The following is a 15,957-nucleotide window of genomic DNA, read 5'->3' as shown; positions in this document are numbered from 1 at the left end:
ATGAAGTTTTTATTCGATTCAGATACTTGGCAAGAGATTTACGGAAGCATACGTAAAAATAAAACGAGAACAGTAATTACTATTTTTGGTGCATTTTGGGGGATCTTGTTATTAGTGTGTTTGTTAGGTGCCGCAAGAGGTATTGAAAATAGTTTCAACTCATTGTTTGGAGATTTTGCAACAAATAGTTTATTTATTGGTGGAGGTAGAACTTCAATGCCTTTTAAAGGCTTTCAAGAAGGAAAACAAATTTCACTTAATATAAATGATGTAGAAGCTATTAAAAGAGAAGTTAAAGGTATTGAGTTTGTTGTGCCAAGAAACGCAACTGGCGGACAAGTAACACATGGTTTTAAAACAGCAAGTTTTACAGTTTTTGGAGATTATCCAAAATTAGATAAAGTACAGAAGAAGAATATGGTTTATGGTCGTTTTATCAACCAAAATGATATTAACGAAAACAAAAAAGTTTGTGTTATTACTGAAGAGGTTTACAAACAATTATATGATAAAGAAGAAGAAGCTGTAGGAAGTTACTTAAAAGTAAACAGTATTAGTTTTTTAGTTGTTGGTGTATATAAAGCAGGCCAATTTGAAGGAAATACTTCAGTACACATACCATTTAGTACATTTCAGTTAATCTATAACAAAGTAGATGAGTTTGCTTGGATGATGGTAACCGGTAAGTCTGGGTTTGATATTGAACAAGTAGAATTTGATGTGAAATTATTATTAAAAAATTTACACAAAGTACATCCAGAAGATAATAGAGCGTTTGGAGGATTTAATCTTGGAAAAGAAATAGGAAAATTAACAGGTTTTTTAACTGGAATGCAATTTTTAACCTGGTTTGTAGGTATTGCAACATTAATTGCAGGAGTTTTTGCAATTGGTAATATCTTATTAATTACCGTAAAAGAAAGAACAAAAGAAATTGGAATCCGTAGAGCCTTAGGCGCAACCCCAGCTAACATTAAACAACAAATAGTATTAGAATCTGTGTTTTTAACATTATTGGCAGGTTCATTTGGAATTATAGCAGGAGGCGTTATTTTAATGCTTATTGATGCAGCAGATACATTTTTAGTAAACCCAACAGTAAATATACCAGTTATACTAGTAGCCTTTTTACTTTTAGTAACATTAGGAACATTAATAGGTTTTATACCAGCATATATTGCAACTGTAATGAAACCAATAGACGCATTAAGAGACGAATAATAAATTAAGAATAAGCAAGCAAATATAAAAACAAATGAAAAAAATTATCATTTTTGGTGGAATAGCATTAGCTTTAATAGCAGTGTTAATTTGGTTCGGAAAAAAGAACAGTGCATCACCTGTTAAGTATGAAACTGAAAAAGCCTTTAAAGCTACAATTGTTAAAAAAACAGTTGCTACAGGTAAAGTAATTCCTTTAGAAGAGGTAGAAATTAAACCTCAAATAGCGGGTATTATAGATAAAATAGTAGTAGAAGAAGGAGCTTTAGTAAAAGTTGGAGATTTATTGGCAACTGTTAGGGTTGTTCCTAATGAACAGTCTTTAACTAGCGCTAAAGGTAGAATTAACTCAATTCAAATTCAGTTAAGTAATGCCAAAACACAGTATAATAGAAATAAAAACCTATTTGATAAAGGTGTAATTTCTCGTACTGCTTTTGAAGCATCTGAGTTAACTTATAATCAATTTAAAAACGATTTAAGAAATGCACAGAATGATTATCAAATAATTAAAAAAGGATCTGCTGGTTCTTCAGGAGCAAATACAAACATTAGAGCAACAGCTTCAGGTATGGTTGTAGAAATTCCAGTAAAAAAAGGATATCAAGTTGTAGAAACTAACGGATTTAATGCCGGTACAACAATTGCAACTATTGCAGATATGACTAAAATGATCTTTGAAGGAAAAGTAGATGAATCTGAAGTAGGTAAATTAATTAAAGACTCTGATTTAGAAGTGTCTTTAGGAGCAATTGAAAATAAAAAATTCCCAGCAAAATTAACTTTTATAGCACCTAAAGGTACAGAAGAAGCAGGAGCTGTTCAATTTAAAATTAAAGCAGATGTTTCTTTAGATGATGACTATTTTATTAGAGCAGGTTATTCTGCAAATGCAGAAATTATATTAGAAAAAAAAGACAGTGTTTTATCTATAAAAGAAGCATTATTAAGGTTTGATAAGAAATCTGAAGAACCTTATGTAGAAGTGAAAACAGGAGAGGACAAGTTTGAAAAAAAAATAGTAAAATTAGGAACTTCAGACGGTGTTAATGTTGAGGTTTTAGAAGGCGTTACTAAAGATGACGACATTAAAATATGGAACAAAGCATCAAAAGATAAAGAAGACACTAACAATAATTAGTAATTAAAAATTGTTTTTGATTTTTTTGTTAGATTGAAGAGGAGATTCATTAAGTTGAATTTCCTCTTTTTTGTTTCCTGTCATTACTACGAAAGCAGGAATCCATAAATATATATATTTATTGAAGCAAATAACTAAAACCAACTTCAATACCTAGAACATTATAACCGTCGTTAGGTAATTCAAAATTAAGGTTAGAAACATGTCCAAAGTTACTTCCTAAATAGATAAAAGTTCTAGTTGAGGTTTGGTAATTAAAACCTAAAGAAAAGTTTTCTATAAACGTAAACCCTTTTGCTAAACGCTCCGTTTCTGTATCAATATAAGAAAACCCAAGTCCAATTGTAAACTGTGTGTCTAGTTTAGTAGTGAGTTGTTTTTTTATACCCAACCCAAACTCTAAACTATATAAATTCATAGCTTTTCTTTTTACGTATATTTCACGTAACTCCAAATAATTGTCTCCATATCTTGGTTGTACAAAAGATGGATTTAATAATTTATGACGTAAAAACTGAATTTGAGGTTGTGCAATCAATTCAAAATTAAGTTGCTTCCAAGAACCTAATTTGTAAAATAGTTGTGCTTTATAAGTATTGGTTTGATAAGAGTAATCTTTATCATCAAACAGAAAATTCTTTTCGTTTGCATGATTAAAAAGCAAGCCAATTTTATATGGAGAGAACTTACTTTTGTTAGATTCTTGTCCGTATGAATAAGAAATCATACAGACAAAAATCAATAATAATATATAAGTATTAAGAGAACATTTTTGCAACATTCTCAGCTTTTCTACTTTCAGAATAATCATAAAAACCTTCACCAGACTTTATACCTAATTTACCAGCATTCACCATGTTTACTAATAATGGACAAGGCGCATATTTCGGATTCTTAAATCCATCATACATTACATTTAAGATAGACAAACAAACGTCAAGTCCAATAAAATCAGCTAATTGTAAAGGTCCCATCGGATGTGCCATTCCTAATTTCATAACAGTATCAATTTCTGCAACACCAGCAACTCCGTTGTAAAGTGTTTCTATAGACTCGTTAATCATTGGCATTAAAATACGGTTTGCCACAAAACCAGGATAATCATTTACTTCAACCGGAATTTTATTAATTTTTTTGGTCAAATCAACAATAAAATCCATTGTTTCATCAGAAGTATTATAACCTCTAATAATTTCAACCAATTTCATAATTGGTACAGGATTCATAAAATGCATTCCAATTACCAACTCAGGTCTTTTAGTAACACCCGCAATTTGAGTAATAGAAATTGAAGAAGTATTTGTAGCTAAAATTGTATCAGCAGGACAAACTTCATCCAATTCTTTAAAAATTTTACCTTTTAAATCTGCATTTTCAGTAGCAGCTTCTACCACCAAATTAGCATTTTGCACACCTTCTTTTATAGAAGTGTAGGTAGTAATATTTCCTAAAGTTCTGTTTTTATCGGTTTCAGAAATTTTTTCTTTCGCAACCATTCTATCCAAATTCTTGGTAATCGTTGCAATTCCTCTATCTAAACTCGCTTGCGAAATATCAATTAATTGAACATTATAATCAAATTGAGCAAACGTGTGCGCAATTCCATTTCCCATTGTTCCAGCTCCAATAACAGCTATGTTTTTCATTTTATATGTATTTTATTTTTAATATTTTTCTTGTATTGAGTGTAGTCGAAATATGGGCGTTTTAACGGGCTTTCCACTATATCTTTTTTTCATTCTTCAAAAAAGGATGCTGTTTCAATCCCTAACGCACGTACTTGCTAACTTCCTTCCTTCTCCATACTTCCTTCTTCTAACTTTTCTAAAAACAATCAATAATCATTTGTGCAACTCTAAGTGCTTCCGTTCCTTGAGTTAAAGAAACCACAGGAACAGTATTATTATTTACAGCATCAGCAAAAGATTCTAGTTCATCTAAAATTGCATTGTTTGGTGTAACTGTTGGGTTTTCAAAATAGATTTGTTTTTTAACACCTTCAGCATTTTGTAAAATCATGGCAAATTCACCAGGATTTTCAGGAGCGTCTTTCATTTTTACAACCTCAGATTTTTTCTCAAGAAAATCAACAGAAATGTAAGCATCCTTCTGAAAAAAACGTGTTTTACGCATATTTTTCATAGAAATTCGGCTTGCCGTTAAGTTGGCTACACAACCATTTTCGAACTCAATTCTTGCATTTGCAATATCTGGAGTTTCAGAAATAACTGAAATTCCGCTTGCGTGTACATTTTTCACTTTAGATTTTACTACCGATAAAATAATATCAATATCATGTATCATTAAATCCAACACAACAGGAACATCGGTTCCACGCGGATTAAATTCTGCCAATCGATGACATTCAATAAACATAGGAGTTTCAATCTTATCTTTAGCGGCAATAAAAGCAGGATTAAAACGCTCTACATGACCAACTTGACCACGAATATGTTTTTGGCTTGCTAACGTTCTAATAGCTTCAGCCTCTTGCAACGTATTAGTAATTGGTTTTTCTATAAAAATATGTTTCCCTTTTTCTATGGCTTGTTTTGCGCAATCAAAATGCGATAGTGTAGGAGTTACAATATCAACAATATCTACAGCGTCAATTAAATCTTCTACTGAAGAAAACAATTTATAACCAAATTCTTTAGCAACTTTTTCTGCATTTTCAGTAAATGGATCATAAAAACCTACTAACTCATATTTTTCTGATTGATTTAATAAACGAAGATGAATTTTACCTAAATGACCAGCTCCTAAAACGCCTGCTTTTAACATATAAAAAGTATTTTATTGATTGTTTTTTAATTGGTTTTTCTGAAAAAAACCAACGAAAACAAAGATACAATTTTATAGCATATTTCTTATAAAGAAACTTGTGGAGTCTTAAAAAGAAATTAGTAGTTAAACAGGATTGAAAATTATTATTAATTAATCTCAATTATCGAGTAATTTATTTAGATTAATTACTATTTTTAACTTCACAAATATGAAAGATACTGCAAAACATCAAGGACTTAGAAATCAGTTAGCTGCTGTGTTAGAAGCCAAAGGAATTACCGATAAAAAAGTTTTGAAAGCTATCAAACAGATTCCTAGACACCTATTTATAGATTCTAGTTTCGAAGCACATGCTTATCAAGACAAAGCATTTCCTATAGTTGCAGATCAAACCATTTCTCAACCTTATACAGTTGCATTTCAATCGCAAACTTTAGAAGTAAAACCAGGCGATAAAGTCTTAGAAATTGGTACAGGTTCGGGTTATCAGACAGCTGTTTTGTTGGAGTTGGGAGCAGAATTATATTCCATAGAAAGACAACGAGAATTGTTTAAGAAAACATCTTTGTTCTTACCAAAATTAGGCTATAGAGCAAAGAAATTAATTTTTGGAGATGGCTATAAAGGTTTACCAGAACAAGCTCCTTTCGATAAAATCATAGTAACAGCTGGTGCACCATTTGTGCCAAAACCGTTGTTAAGTCAATTAAAAGTAGGAGGTAAGTTGTTAATTCCTGTTGGAGATACCACACAAATAATGACGCTCTTTATTAGAAAATCACCAAAAGAATTCGAAAAACACGAACTTGGAGATTTTGCTTTTGTACCAATGTTGGAGAAGAAAAATTAAATTTTTAGTTTTAAGTAACTAAAAATTAATAATTTAAAACTGAGCACTATTTTTTACGATACCAATATGCAGTTCTACCAAAAGCAGCAAAACCAATATAACCACGTATTTTTAGTTTGTTCTTGTTTTCTAATTTAATATAACATTTGTATTCTTTTCCATTTTTTGGATCTAAAATTTTTCCTCCGCTCCATTCATCACCTTTATTTTTTAATCCGTTTAGAATGTGCATTCCAAGAATAGGTTCATTTTTAAGTTTGCCTTTACATTCAATACAAATATCATTTTTGTGAGTTATATCTGTAATCTCAATAATTTTTGCATAAGCTTTTCCGTTTTTCTCATAGACTTCAATAACAGAATCTACTTTATTAGTTTCTTCATCCCTATTTTCCCATTTACCAAATATGGTTTGTGCGTTTACAGAAAATGTTAGTGTAAAAACTAAAAGTGTTAAGAGGTGTTTTTTCATTATAAGAGGCTTTATTGTTGAATAATTTCAAAAATCATTCCATTTTTTTAGTGAGACTTCTCGATACAATTTTTCTTCATTCTTCAGAAAAACCACTCGAAGTGACAGAATGTTTATTTAGACTCAAAAACCACATAAATAAACAATTCAACGATTACACGTTTTTAGTCATATTTGGCATCAAAATTTCCGTTCCATTTTCCTTGAACGCGCATAATTTGTTCAATAACATCACGTACACAACCTTCGCCACCTTTTTTGTCGGAAATATACTTAGAAACTTGCTGAATTTCTCTTGCAGCATCATTTGGGCAACATGGCATTCCAACTAATTTCATTACAGGAAAATCTGGGACATCGTCTCCCATATACAATACGTTTTCTGGTTGTAAATTATACTTTTCAACCAACTCGTTGTATTGTTTTATTTTATCGTGAGCGCCTAAATAAATATCTTTAATACCTAAATTAGCTAAACGAGTTCTTACACCTTCGTTAGTTCCACCAGAAATAATACAAACATTAAATCCTGCGTTTACAGCAGATTTTAATGCATAACCATCTTTAATATTCATGTTTCTTATCATTTCTCCGTCTGGCATTATAGTTACAATTCCGTTTGTTAAAACGCCATCGACATCAAAAATTAAGGTAGTTATATTTGGTAATAATTGTTTGTAGCTAATTTCCATTTCGGATAGATTTTGTGATTGTTTTATAGATTTTCTGTTGTTTTTTGTTCAGCAAATCTAAATGATTTTTTATTGTTTTTTTATCGTTTCTAACTGCAGGTCCAGTTTGTGCTTCTATTGGAGATATTGTTTCTATTTTCTGAGCCGTTTCTTTAATTAACGGTTGTAAAATTTCAAATGGAACGTTGTATTCTTCGCAAATATCGTTTCCGGTTTTATACATATGATTTGTAAAATTATTTACAAAAACGGCTGCAACATGCAATACTTTTCTTTGTTCAGAACTAATTGAATAAATTTTTTTTCCGATTGATTTTGCTAAAGATTCAAGTAGTTTTTTATCACCTTCATTTTCTGTTTCTAAACAAAACGGAACTTCCGAAAAATTGACTTCTTTATCTTTAGAAAAAGTCTGTAGCATATAAAAAACACCTTTTCTAGTCTTGTTTTGCAAAGAGTTTAAGGAAACACTTCCAGATGTATGTACTACAAAAGAGTTTTTAATTTTTGAAGAAACTTCAGCTATAGCATCATCAGAAACCGCGATTAAAGTAACATCCGCTTGCGGAACAGCTTTTAATTCTCTAGAATTAACTTGTGTAGCATTTACGTTTTTAGTTTTAGAAAAAGCGTTTGTAAGATGTGTTGCCACATTTCCATTACCAATAATTGTTACTGTAATCATATAAAGCGAAGATATTGAAATTCTTGTAATGATTAGAATTGGTTTTAGTAAATTAGCTGTTGTTAAAAGTTTATCTGTGAAAAAGTTTATTTGTTTATTGGTTGTGACTCTGATTCTTTCTTCTTGTGAGAAAAAACAAATTTCTATTTTGCCTTTTGAAGTTACCAAAGATGTTTCTTGTGGTGATTTGTATGATAACGGTTATAAAAGAAGCTTTGGAGTTGATGTTATTCTGATTGGTAAAAAAATGAATGACACAACAATTTTTTATCAAATTGACATTCCAACAATTGCACCTGAAGAAAGAACTTTTTATAATTTTTATAAAAGCAGACCAACAGTAGTTAATCCTATAAATAAGTCAACTAAGTACGATAAATATTTAGAAATGGATGCTTTAACATTAAAAGATTCAATTTATGAATTTGTTTGGGGCGATATTCAAAAACAACAAAGAGATATTTGTTCTGAAGGTAAAGTAAGTTGGAGAAATTTTATGTTAGAATTAAAAAAGGAAGAAACCGAAAATTACAGAAATACTATTGATACCAATAAATATAAAATTTTAAATATAAATAAAGATTCAGATTATTACATTGATAAATTTAAAGTGGTTAATTTAATTACAAAAGACACTTTTTATTGTTCAGTATATGAACAAAATAAAAAATATTATTTTTCTTCAACATTTACACTTATAAATTATGAATAAAAAACTTGGAATAAACACAACCTGTGTTCACACTGGCGAAGTAAAAGACACACAATTTAAAGGAGCAATTTCGCCTATTTTTATGGCAACTTCCTATGCTTTTGATGGTGTTGATGTAAAACGATATCCTAGATATTACAACACGCCAAACCAAGAAATGTTATGTAAAAAGATTGCCGCATTAGAACAAACGGAAGATGCGTTAATTTTTAGCTCAGGAATGGCGGCCATTTCCTCAACAATGTTGGCTTTTTTAAAACGAGGAGATCATGTTGTAGTTCAGCAAGTTATTTATGGAGGAACCTATAATTTTATAGTTTCTGAATTTGATAAATATGGAATAGAATATTCGTTTACAGCAAGTGATAAAGTGGAAGATTTTATCTCTTTAATTAAAGAAAACACAAAGATTTTATATATTGAAACACCTTCAAATCCGTTGTTAGGAATTACGGATATGCAAGCTATTTCAACTATTGCAAAGCAAAATAATATCTTAACAATGATTGATAATACGTTTGCTTCGCCAATAAATCAAATTCCAACAAATTTTGGAATTGATATTATAATTCATTCTGCAACAAAATATATGGGCGGACATTCAGATATTTCTGCTGGAGCAGTTGCGGGTTCAAAAGAACATATTGAGCAAGTTTGGAATACGGCAATTAATTTAGGAGGAAATTTAAGCGATCAAACCGTTTGGTTATTAGAAAGAAGCTTAAAAACATTGAATTTACGCGTAAAAGAGCAAACTAAAAACGCTCAAATTATGGCTGAATATTTAGAAGGAAACTCAAATATTGATGCTGTTTATTATCCGGGTTTAAAAAGCCATCCTCAACATGAAATTGCAAAAAAACAGATGAAAGGTTTTGGAGCAATGTTAGCTTTTGAATTGAATGAAAATCTAGATGCGATGGATTTTCAGCGTAATTTAAAACTGATTAAATCTTCTATGAGTTTAGCAGGTTTAGAAAGTACAACAGTAAGTCCTGTACAAACTACACATGCTTTGCTAAGTGAAGAAGAACGTTTAGAAAGAGGAATAAAAGATGGATTAATACGATTTTCAGTTGGAATAGAAGAGCCAGAAGATTTAATTGCCGATATTGAACAAGCAATAAAGAGTTTGCAGTAAGCAGTGTTCAGTTGCTGTATTCAGTAAACAAAAACACGAATAAACAAATACACTTTAATAAAATGAAACTAGACATATTAGCTTTTGGCGCACATCCAGATGATGTAGAATTAGGAGCAGGAGCAACTATAGCAAAAGAAATTTCTTTAGGAAAAAAAGTAGGAATTGTAGATTTAACTCGTGGAGAATTAGGTACGCGTGGTTCAGCAGAAATACGTGATGTAGAAGCTACAAACGCTGCTAAAGTTCTTGGAGTTTCCGTAAGAGAAAACTTAGGTTTTGCTGATGGTTTTTTTATAAATGATAAAGAACATCAGTTAGAGATTATAAAAATGATTCGTAAATACAAACCCGAAATTGTATTGTGTAATGCAATTGATGACCGACATATAGATCATGGAAAAGGAAGTAAATTAGTTTCAGATGCTTGTTTTTTAAGTGGATTGTTAAAGATTGAAACTGAAGTAGCAGGTAAGCAGCAAGAAAAATGGCGACCAAAACAAGTGTATCATTATATACAATGGAAAAACATTGAACCTGATTTTGTAGTTGATGTAACTGGTTTTATGGAAACTAAGATAGATGCTGTAATGGCGTATTCTTCACAATTTTACGACCCTAAAAGTACAGAGCCTCAAACACCAATTACAAGTAAAAACTTTACAGAAAGTGTAGATTATAGAGCAAGAGACTTAGGACGTTTAATAGGAGTAGAGCACGCAGAAGGTTTTACAACAGAGCGTTACGTTGCTGTAGAAAATTTAGATAAATTAATTTAGTAATAAAAAAGTCCTTTCATGTTTGCATGAAAGGTATCCGTAAAATTGTCATTCCTGCGGAAACAGGAATCTAAAATAAAGAATTTATTAAAATTATTTATTTTTTCTTTTGTTGTAAATTAAAAATTAAAGTATATTTGCACCCGCAATTATATGGTGGTTGTAGCTCAGTTGGTTAGAGTATCGGTTTGTGGTACCGAGGGTCGCGGGTTCGAATCCCGTCTTCCACCCAAAATAACAAAGCCTTTTCAGAAATGGAAAGGCTTTGTTTGTTTACATAAAGTTTAAAGCACTAACAACTTCAGCACGCTTTCTTACTGAAACCGGAATTGTTTTTTTGTCTTTTAGAACAATATAACCTCCATCAGATTTTATAAACTCTTTTACATATTGTAGGTTTACCAAATGACTTTGATGTACACGTAAAAAGTTGAATTCTTTTAACATATCTGCATAAAATTTTAGTGTTTTAGAAACTAAAATTTTACTTCCATCTTGCATAAAAAATTCTGTATAATTATTGTCTGATTCACAACGAACAATTGTATCTAAACTCACAACTACAATTTTATCTGAAGTATGTAGAGAAATCTTTTTAGGTCTTGTATTTGGTTGATTAATAGAGTCTTGCAGAACGTTTAGTTGCTCTTTATTTGGTTTAACTTGACTTTTAGCTTTGTCAATAGCAATGTCTAAATCTTCAATAGCATAGGGTTTTAAAACATAATCTATTGCTGAGAATTTAAAGGCTTTTAAAGCAAACTCATCACTTGCAGTTACAAAGATAATTTTTGAAGTTAAATCTGGATGAATTTCTAACACATCAAAACCAGTTCCGTCTCCTAACATAATGTCTAAAAACAAAATATCTGGCTGTTGTTTTCTTAATAGTTTTGAAGCTTCAACAACACTTTTTGCTGTACCAATAATTTCTATTTCTGCATGATGTGTTTCCAGATCTTGCTGTAACATTGCCAACGCATTAGGTTGATCTTCTACTAATATTGCGGTAAGTTTTTGCATTTTTTAAAGTATTATTCTAATTCAAAAATTGTAATTTCAGGCCTAACATTAAATCGAACCTGCCATAAATGACCTAAAGCTCTATTTATGTATAATGTTCTACCATCTTCTAAATTAATCTTTCCAGAGGAATATTTTTTGTTTTTTACTGGTAAAAGAGGTGGATTCAAAAACGGCGGTTTAACTTGTCCGCCATGTGTATGACCAGATAAAATCCAACTTTTATAGTTGTTCCATACATCTAAATCGCAAACATCAGGATTATGGCATAAAACTACATTAGCTTTTTCATTATCTAGGTTATTCATTATTTTTTTTGGATTAAAATTCAATCCCCAATAATCATCTAAACCAATAATATTTAATCCGTTTATATTTTTTTCTTCATTACTTAAAACTGAAACTCCAGATTTTTCTAATATTGAAGATATTTTATCTGCAACATTTTGCTCAGCCCAATTTTTACCATAATCATGATTTCCTAAAATACCAACTGTACCAAATCTACCTTTTACAATGTGTTTACAAACTTCTTCTAATTGTGAGAATTGTTCTTCATTTTCGTAAGAAACATAATCGCCTGTGTAAACAACAAAATCTGGGTTTAATAATTGTGTTTTCTTGAATGAATCAATTATATATTGATAATCGAATCTATTTCCAATATGGATATCGCTAATTTGAATTAAAGTTTTACCTTTTAAATGGTCTGGTAAATTATTTAGCTTCATTTTCTTTTTCACAAATTCTAACCAAAATGGTTCTATTTGCCAAGAATATATACCGCCAATTAAACCAACTCCAATAGCTCCTTTAACTGTGTTTTTAATAAACCTTCTTCTTTTCATGGCTTTTAATAATCTGTTTTTAAAGGAATCTTAAACCAAACTCGAGTTCCAATTATTTTCTCTTTTTCTTTTAATTCTTTGATTGAAAATGTACTTTCCTTTGATAAATTTTCAATACGTTCTTGTGTAACTTTAACCGCTACAGATTGATGGTTTTTTACAGTACTTTGCTTTTTAGATTGCTCAAAACCAATTCCGTTGTCATCAATTGTGCATTGTAAAAAGTTATTGTTGGTTGTAAAAAGTACGGTTATTTTACCATCTTTTTTTAAATTAATTCCGTGTTTAATGCTGTTTTCTATAAAAGGTTGCAACAACATTGGCGGAATTAAAATTTCTTCTTGGTCAATAGAAAGATCGGTTTTAATGTTGAAATCAAACGGATTTGCACTCATTTGTTGCTCCAATTCTAAATAGTTTTTTAAGGTTGAAATTTCTTCAGATAAACTAATTTCTTCTTGTCTTGAGTTCAATAAAACAGAACGTAATAAGGTCGCAAATTTACTAATAGTTGAACTTAACTCTTTTGTCTTTCCTGTGCTTCCAAGCGCTTTAATTCCGTTTAAAACATTAAAGATAAAATGCGGATTCATTTGTAATTGCAAGGCTTTTTGTTCTAATGATAACAAATGATTTTCTAATTTCAGTTTCTCAACCTTTGCTTTGTTTCGTTTTTTAATTCGGTTTATATAATTCAGAATTATCAATCCTAATAGTAAACTTAATCCACCTAATAAACTCCATAAAAACCAGTCTTTTTTATACAACGGTTTGTCAATAAAAAAACTGAATGATATCGGTTTGCTTTCTACGGAATCAATTTTAGATTGTGCTGTAAACGTATAATTTCCTGCGGAGAGATTTGCAAAATCAACAGATTCTTTTGCCGTCCAAGGACTAAATTTTTCATTTAATTTAAATCGATATACAACAGCTTTTGGGTTGTTAATGTTTACGGTTTTATATGAGAATGAAACATGATTTTTATCCGAAGGAAGCTGTAAAACTTTTTTGTACTGATTGATGTTTATAGAATCTAAAGGTTCATAAACTACATCAATATTTGTGAGTGTAATAATTGGTTTTTGAGTTTTTTTACTATCGGTTTCATATTTATACAAACCAGCATTTTCAGTAGCAATCCAAACGTTATTTTGTTGATCTTTAAAAATTGAATTGATATTATTAGTTGCTAACGTATTGTATTTATTAATGTTTTTTTCAAAAGTGAAATCTGAGTTTAAAACAGTAATTCCGTTGTTTTTAGTAGCAATCCAAAACTGATTATTAATTTTCTGAATATCGGTAATCTCTTTTGGTTGCTGCGCAATTAAAAAAGCTTGTTCGCCTTCAATAGAGAAAATACCGATTTCATTACTTGCAATTACTTGATTCTCAAATATAGAAACAGTTTTAAAATTCCCAATTTCAATACGTTTTAAAGAAGTTGGTTTTAAAAGGTTGTCTACCTTCCAAAGTGCTTTGTTGGTTGCAATAAAATAATGCTTTCCATCAAATTTTAAATCGTTTATTTGGTTTAAATCAATTTGAAAATTAGTTTTTAAAGGTGATAAATAATCTTCTTTAAGTCTGTAAATACCTTGTTCACTTCCAACAAAAATAAATCCTTCTACAGTTAAAATTGAATGTACTTTTTTACTTTCAAAATGAGAGAATTTATCTTGCGCATAAATAGTTAAACTGTTGTCAGTCCCAATTAATAAACTATCGTTTTTAGTTTCTAAAATGCTGACTGAACGGTTTTTAACCTCATAATTATTAAATTCTTCACCATTAAATTTACTTATTTTATTTTTTGAAGCCAACCAAACTGAACCAACATTATCTTGCGTAATAGCAATAATTTTAGCATTTGGTATGCCGTTTTTTACGGTATAGGTTTTCAGCTGAAAGTTTTGAGCAGACGTTTGCATCAACCCAAAAAGTAAAAATAAAAATGTAAAAAACTTCATATTAACAAACTTACAAATTATTAAAGACCTACAAGATTTTAATTCTTGTAGGTCTTAATTAGTTCAATAATTATTCCACTATTTCATTGCGTATAAACGCTTATTTTTAGTGTCAGGTTCAACATGTTCTAAATCTCCGTAAGGCTTAGTTACTGGTTTTAAAACTGTTAAAACCGTAGTTTTTCCTTTAATTATAAGTTGACTATTTTCAATATCCCAAGTCCAACGGAACTTATCAACCGGAATGTTTAACGCTTTAATTTCTCTTTGTAATTCTGGCATTTCTTCAATAAAATCCATAATTTCTTCTTGCATTGTAAAAGTAGGAATCGCTTCATCTGAGTTATGGTAATCCAATTCAAACTTTACAGGCACATTAAATTGTTGTGTGTACGCTTCGCCAACATAACGCTCTTCTTCATTATTTAAAGCATCAAACCAGTTAATTTCTTTTTCTTCGCTATATTTTCTCGCAATTTCTTTAGATAAATCAATCTTTCCTGGCGAATGTGCTGTAGGATAAAATACATAATAAGGTTGCGCTAAATAATGTTTCTTAAACTCTCCGCCAAAGACGTTGTAATACTGAGTTGCCACAATATTTGGTGTTTCATTTGCCACAAAAGCATCTTTTATGGTTTTCATTAACTCCGTGTTTTCAGCCAAACCTTGCGAATGAAAAATGATATTTGTGTTGCTGTTAACCACACTTTTTAAAGAAGGTAATTTACCTTGAGTAATGTTTTTACGTAACGTTTCTGCGGTAATAGTTTCGCCATTTACAACCGTTTCCAAACTCATTCCAGTAAACGGATTGTTGTAATTTACAATATGAACTTCGCCAAAAGGTTTGCTGTCTCCATTGTCATTCATCCACGTAATAATTTCCTCTAAAGAATACGCTCCTTCAACAATTTTAAGTTTTTTCTCTTTAAAATACGTTCGGGCATTTTTGTAAAAATCGCTATTACTTTTATCAATTCCTGTTATAAAAACAATTGGTTCTTGCGTTGCAACATCTTCTAATTGAGTGTTGTCAAAAGCACTCATTTCTACAATTTCTGCAACTTGTTTTGTCTCTTTTTTAGGTCTGTTATCGCAACTTGCAAAGATTCCTAATATTACTAAAGTTGCAAATGCTACGTTGGTTTTTCTGATTACATTTTTCATAATTTCTATGGTTTTAAGGTTATTTTTTAAATTTGTGAAGCAACAGGCAGTTTATTTAACAGCTTACATAAATTACGATCGGTTTGCCAAAAACCATCTTGTTCTTTTTCTGTTTTTACAATTTTCCCTTGTGTGTCAAAGTGTATTTTAACCTGATTGTATTTTGTCAAATACATTTTAATTACTGAATAATAACTGCCTTGTAACTTCATTTTTTATTGTTTTATACTCCAAAGGTAGGAGAGGAATTGACGTTAATTTTGGCGTAATTAGAATTCGTAAGAAGTGAATTAGAATTCGTAGAAATGTGCTTGTACTGAGCGAAGTCGAAGTATTATTTGAAGCTGAAACCTGCTTTCCGCTGTATCTTTTCTTCATTCTTCAGAAAAGGATGCCGCTGCAATCAGGGCTAAACTTGTTTGCTGGCTTTGTGTCATTCCGCACTTGATGCGGAATCTATGGA

17 protein-coding genes and 1 tRNA gene are annotated in these 15,957 nt (G+C 30.4%); 7 read left to right on the top strand and 11 right to left on the bottom strand.

Translation table 11 applies throughout. From position 1 onward, the window contains the following. Both LPB136_RS05530 and LPB136_RS05525 read left to right on the top strand, forming a co-directional pair. The gene (locus LPB136_RS05530; RefSeq protein ID WP_072555171.1) at positions 1–1,221 is read left to right on the top strand and encodes an ABC transporter permease; all 1,221 of its coding nucleotides are present in this window, start codon (positions 1–3) and stop codon (positions 1,219–1,221) included. A 34-nt stretch (positions 1,222–1,255) separates the two neighbouring features. Beyond that, the gene (locus LPB136_RS05525; protein ID WP_072555170.1) at positions 1,256–2,362 is read left to right on the top strand and encodes an efflux RND transporter periplasmic adaptor subunit; all 1,107 of its coding nucleotides are present in this window, start codon (positions 1,256–1,258) and stop codon (positions 2,360–2,362) included. A 118-nt stretch (positions 2,363–2,480) separates the two neighbouring features. Here LPB136_RS05525 and LPB136_RS14120 read toward each other — a convergent pair whose 3' ends face one another. From LPB136_RS14120 to LPB136_RS05510, 3 genes are all read right to left on the bottom strand, one after another. Beyond that, complete coding sequence (locus tag LPB136_RS14120; protein ID WP_083426185.1) at positions 2,481–3,089, bottom strand: acyloxyacyl hydrolase; 609 nt, start codon at positions 3,087–3,089, stop codon at positions 2,481–2,483. Between the two features lie 31 nt (positions 3,090–3,120). After that, positions 3,121–4,008, bottom strand: a complete 888-nt coding sequence (locus LPB136_RS05515; protein ID WP_072555169.1) for a 3-hydroxyacyl-CoA dehydrogenase family protein — start codon at positions 4,006–4,008, stop codon at positions 3,121–3,123. A 178-nt stretch (positions 4,009–4,186) separates the two neighbouring features. Then, positions 4,187–5,146: a Gfo/Idh/MocA family protein gene (locus LPB136_RS05510; protein ID WP_072555168.1), complete on the bottom strand. Its 960-nt coding sequence runs from the start codon at positions 5,144–5,146 to the stop codon at positions 4,187–4,189. A gap of 211 nt (positions 5,147–5,357) precedes the next feature. On the opposite strand from LPB136_RS05510, the gene LPB136_RS05505 reads away from it, so the two are divergent. Then, the gene (locus tag LPB136_RS05505; protein WP_072555167.1) at positions 5,358–5,999 is read left to right on the top strand and encodes a protein-L-isoaspartate(D-aspartate) O-methyltransferase; all 642 of its coding nucleotides are present in this window, start codon (positions 5,358–5,360) and stop codon (positions 5,997–5,999) included. Positions 6,000–6,045: 46 nt separating this feature from the next. Here the strand turns inward: LPB136_RS05505 and LPB136_RS05500 are convergent, their stop codons facing one another. The 3 genes from LPB136_RS05500 to LPB136_RS05490 all read right to left on the bottom strand — a co-directional run bounded on the left by LPB136_RS05500 (position 6,046) and on the right by LPB136_RS05490 (position 7,848). After that, positions 6,046–6,471, bottom strand: coding sequence for a DUF2147 domain-containing protein (locus LPB136_RS05500; RefSeq protein WP_072555166.1), 426 nt, complete (start codon positions 6,469–6,471; stop codon positions 6,046–6,048). Between the two features lie 164 nt (positions 6,472–6,635). Continuing rightward, a complete protein-coding gene (locus LPB136_RS05495; RefSeq protein ID WP_072555165.1) occupies positions 6,636–7,163 on the bottom strand; it encodes a KdsC family phosphatase in 528 nt (175 codons plus the stop codon). Further along, on the bottom strand, positions 7,153–7,848 hold the full coding sequence (locus LPB136_RS05490) for a Rossmann-like and DUF2520 domain-containing protein (RefSeq protein ID WP_072555164.1): 696 nt from the start codon (positions 7,846–7,848) through the stop codon (positions 7,153–7,155). The genes LPB136_RS05495 and LPB136_RS05490 overlap by 11 nt, the downstream gene beginning before the upstream one ends. 28 nt (positions 7,849–7,876) lie before the next feature. On the opposite strand from LPB136_RS05490, the gene LPB136_RS05485 reads away from it, so the two are divergent. The 4 genes from LPB136_RS05485 to LPB136_RS05470 all read left to right on the top strand — a co-directional run bounded on the left by LPB136_RS05485 (position 7,877) and on the right by LPB136_RS05470 (position 10,711). Further along, on the top strand, positions 7,877–8,560 hold the full coding sequence (locus LPB136_RS05485; RefSeq protein WP_072555163.1) for a hypothetical protein: 684 nt from the start codon (positions 7,877–7,879) through the stop codon (positions 8,558–8,560). After that, a complete protein-coding gene (locus LPB136_RS05480; RefSeq protein WP_072555162.1) occupies positions 8,553–9,701 on the top strand; it encodes a trans-sulfuration enzyme family protein in 1,149 nt (382 codons plus the stop codon). Before LPB136_RS05485 ends, LPB136_RS05480 begins: the two co-directional genes overlap by 8 nt. A gap of 62 nt (positions 9,702–9,763) precedes the next feature. Further along, positions 9,764–10,480, top strand: a complete 717-nt coding sequence (gene bshB1 / locus LPB136_RS05475; protein WP_072555161.1) for a bacillithiol biosynthesis deacetylase BshB1 — start codon at positions 9,764–9,766, stop codon at positions 10,478–10,480. A 155-nt stretch (positions 10,481–10,635) separates the two neighbouring features. Then, positions 10,636–10,711: transfer RNA gene (locus LPB136_RS05470), tRNA-His, on the top strand. 42 nt (positions 10,712–10,753) lie between these two features. Here LPB136_RS05470 and LPB136_RS05465 read toward each other — a convergent pair. From LPB136_RS05465 to LPB136_RS05445, 5 genes are all read right to left on the bottom strand, one after another. Next, entirely contained in the window at positions 10,754–11,503 is a 750-nt protein-coding gene (locus LPB136_RS05465) for a LytR/AlgR family response regulator transcription factor (protein WP_072555160.1), read from the bottom strand. An 11-nt stretch (positions 11,504–11,514) separates the two neighbouring features. Next, entirely contained in the window at positions 11,515–12,351 is an 837-nt protein-coding gene (locus LPB136_RS05460; RefSeq protein ID WP_072555159.1) for a metallophosphoesterase, read from the bottom strand. A gap of 5 nt (positions 12,352–12,356) precedes the next feature. Then, positions 12,357–14,324, bottom strand: a complete 1,968-nt coding sequence (locus tag LPB136_RS05455; RefSeq protein ID WP_072555158.1) for a sensor histidine kinase — start codon at positions 14,322–14,324, stop codon at positions 12,357–12,359. Positions 14,325–14,402: 78 nt separating this feature from the next. Next, positions 14,403–15,494 carry a hypothetical protein gene (locus tag LPB136_RS05450; RefSeq protein ID WP_072555157.1) on the bottom strand — a complete coding sequence of 364 codons (1,092 nt, stop codon included), beginning with the start codon at positions 15,492–15,494 and terminating at the stop codon, positions 14,403–14,405. Between the two features lie 26 nt (positions 15,495–15,520). After that, positions 15,521–15,706, bottom strand: a complete 186-nt coding sequence (locus tag LPB136_RS05445) for a hypothetical protein (protein WP_072555156.1) — start codon at positions 15,704–15,706, stop codon at positions 15,521–15,523. Positions 15,707–15,957: the final 251 nt, after the last annotated feature.

Source organism: Tenacibaculum todarodis, from assembly GCF_001889045.1.
GTDB classification, from domain to species: Bacteria; Bacteroidota; Bacteroidia; order Flavobacteriales; family Flavobacteriaceae; genus Polaribacter; species Polaribacter todarodis.
The sequence above is the reverse complement of the archived record's forward strand: the minus strand, read 5'-3'. Positions and strand labels throughout refer to the sequence as shown.

Bases quoted from the DNA above. Each gene is read 5' to 3' on its own strand.
- LPB136_RS05530 (WP_072555171.1), top strand. From the start codon at position 1: ATGAAGTTTTTATTCGATTCAGATACTTGGCAAGAGATTTACGGAAGC.
- LPB136_RS05525 (WP_072555170.1), top strand. From the start codon at position 1,256: ATGAAAAAAATTATCATTTTTGGTGGAATAGCATTAGCTTTAATAGCA.
- LPB136_RS14120 (WP_083426185.1), bottom strand. From the start codon at position 3,089: ATGATTTCTTATTCATACGGACAAGAATCTAACAAAAGTAAGTTCTCT.
- LPB136_RS05515 (WP_072555169.1), bottom strand. From the start codon at position 4,008: ATGAAAAACATAGCTGTTATTGGAGCTGGAACAATGGGAAATGGAATT.
- LPB136_RS05510 (WP_072555168.1), bottom strand. From the start codon at position 5,146: ATGTTAAAAGCAGGCGTTTTAGGAGCTGGTCATTTAGGTAAAATTCAT.
- LPB136_RS05505 (WP_072555167.1), top strand. From the start codon at position 5,358: ATGAAAGATACTGCAAAACATCAAGGACTTAGAAATCAGTTAGCTGCT.
- LPB136_RS05500 (WP_072555166.1), bottom strand. From the start codon at position 6,471: ATGAAAAAACACCTCTTAACACTTTTAGTTTTTACACTAACATTTTCT.
- LPB136_RS05495 (WP_072555165.1), bottom strand. From the start codon at position 7,163: ATGGAAATTAGCTACAAACAATTATTACCAAATATAACTACCTTAATT.
- LPB136_RS05490 (WP_072555164.1), bottom strand. From the start codon at position 7,848: ATGATTACAGTAACAATTATTGGTAATGGAAATGTGGCAACACATCTT.
- LPB136_RS05485 (WP_072555163.1), top strand. From the start codon at position 7,877: ATGATTAGAATTGGTTTTAGTAAATTAGCTGTTGTTAAAAGTTTATCT.
- LPB136_RS05480 (WP_072555162.1), top strand. From the start codon at position 8,553: ATGAATAAAAAACTTGGAATAAACACAACCTGTGTTCACACTGGCGAA.
- bshB1 (WP_072555161.1), top strand. From the start codon at position 9,764: ATGAAACTAGACATATTAGCTTTTGGCGCACATCCAGATGATGTAGAA.
- LPB136_RS05465 (WP_072555160.1), bottom strand. From the start codon at position 11,503: ATGCAAAAACTTACCGCAATATTAGTAGAAGATCAACCTAATGCGTTG.
- LPB136_RS05460 (WP_072555159.1), bottom strand. From the start codon at position 12,351: ATGAAAAGAAGAAGGTTTATTAAAAACACAGTTAAAGGAGCTATTGGA.
- LPB136_RS05455 (WP_072555158.1), bottom strand. From the start codon at position 14,324: ATGAAGTTTTTTACATTTTTATTTTTACTTTTTGGGTTGATGCAAACG.
- LPB136_RS05450 (WP_072555157.1), bottom strand. From the start codon at position 15,494: ATGAAAAATGTAATCAGAAAAACCAACGTAGCATTTGCAACTTTAGTA.
- LPB136_RS05445 (WP_072555156.1), bottom strand. From the start codon at position 15,706: ATGAAGTTACAAGGCAGTTATTATTCAGTAATTAAAATGTATTTGACA.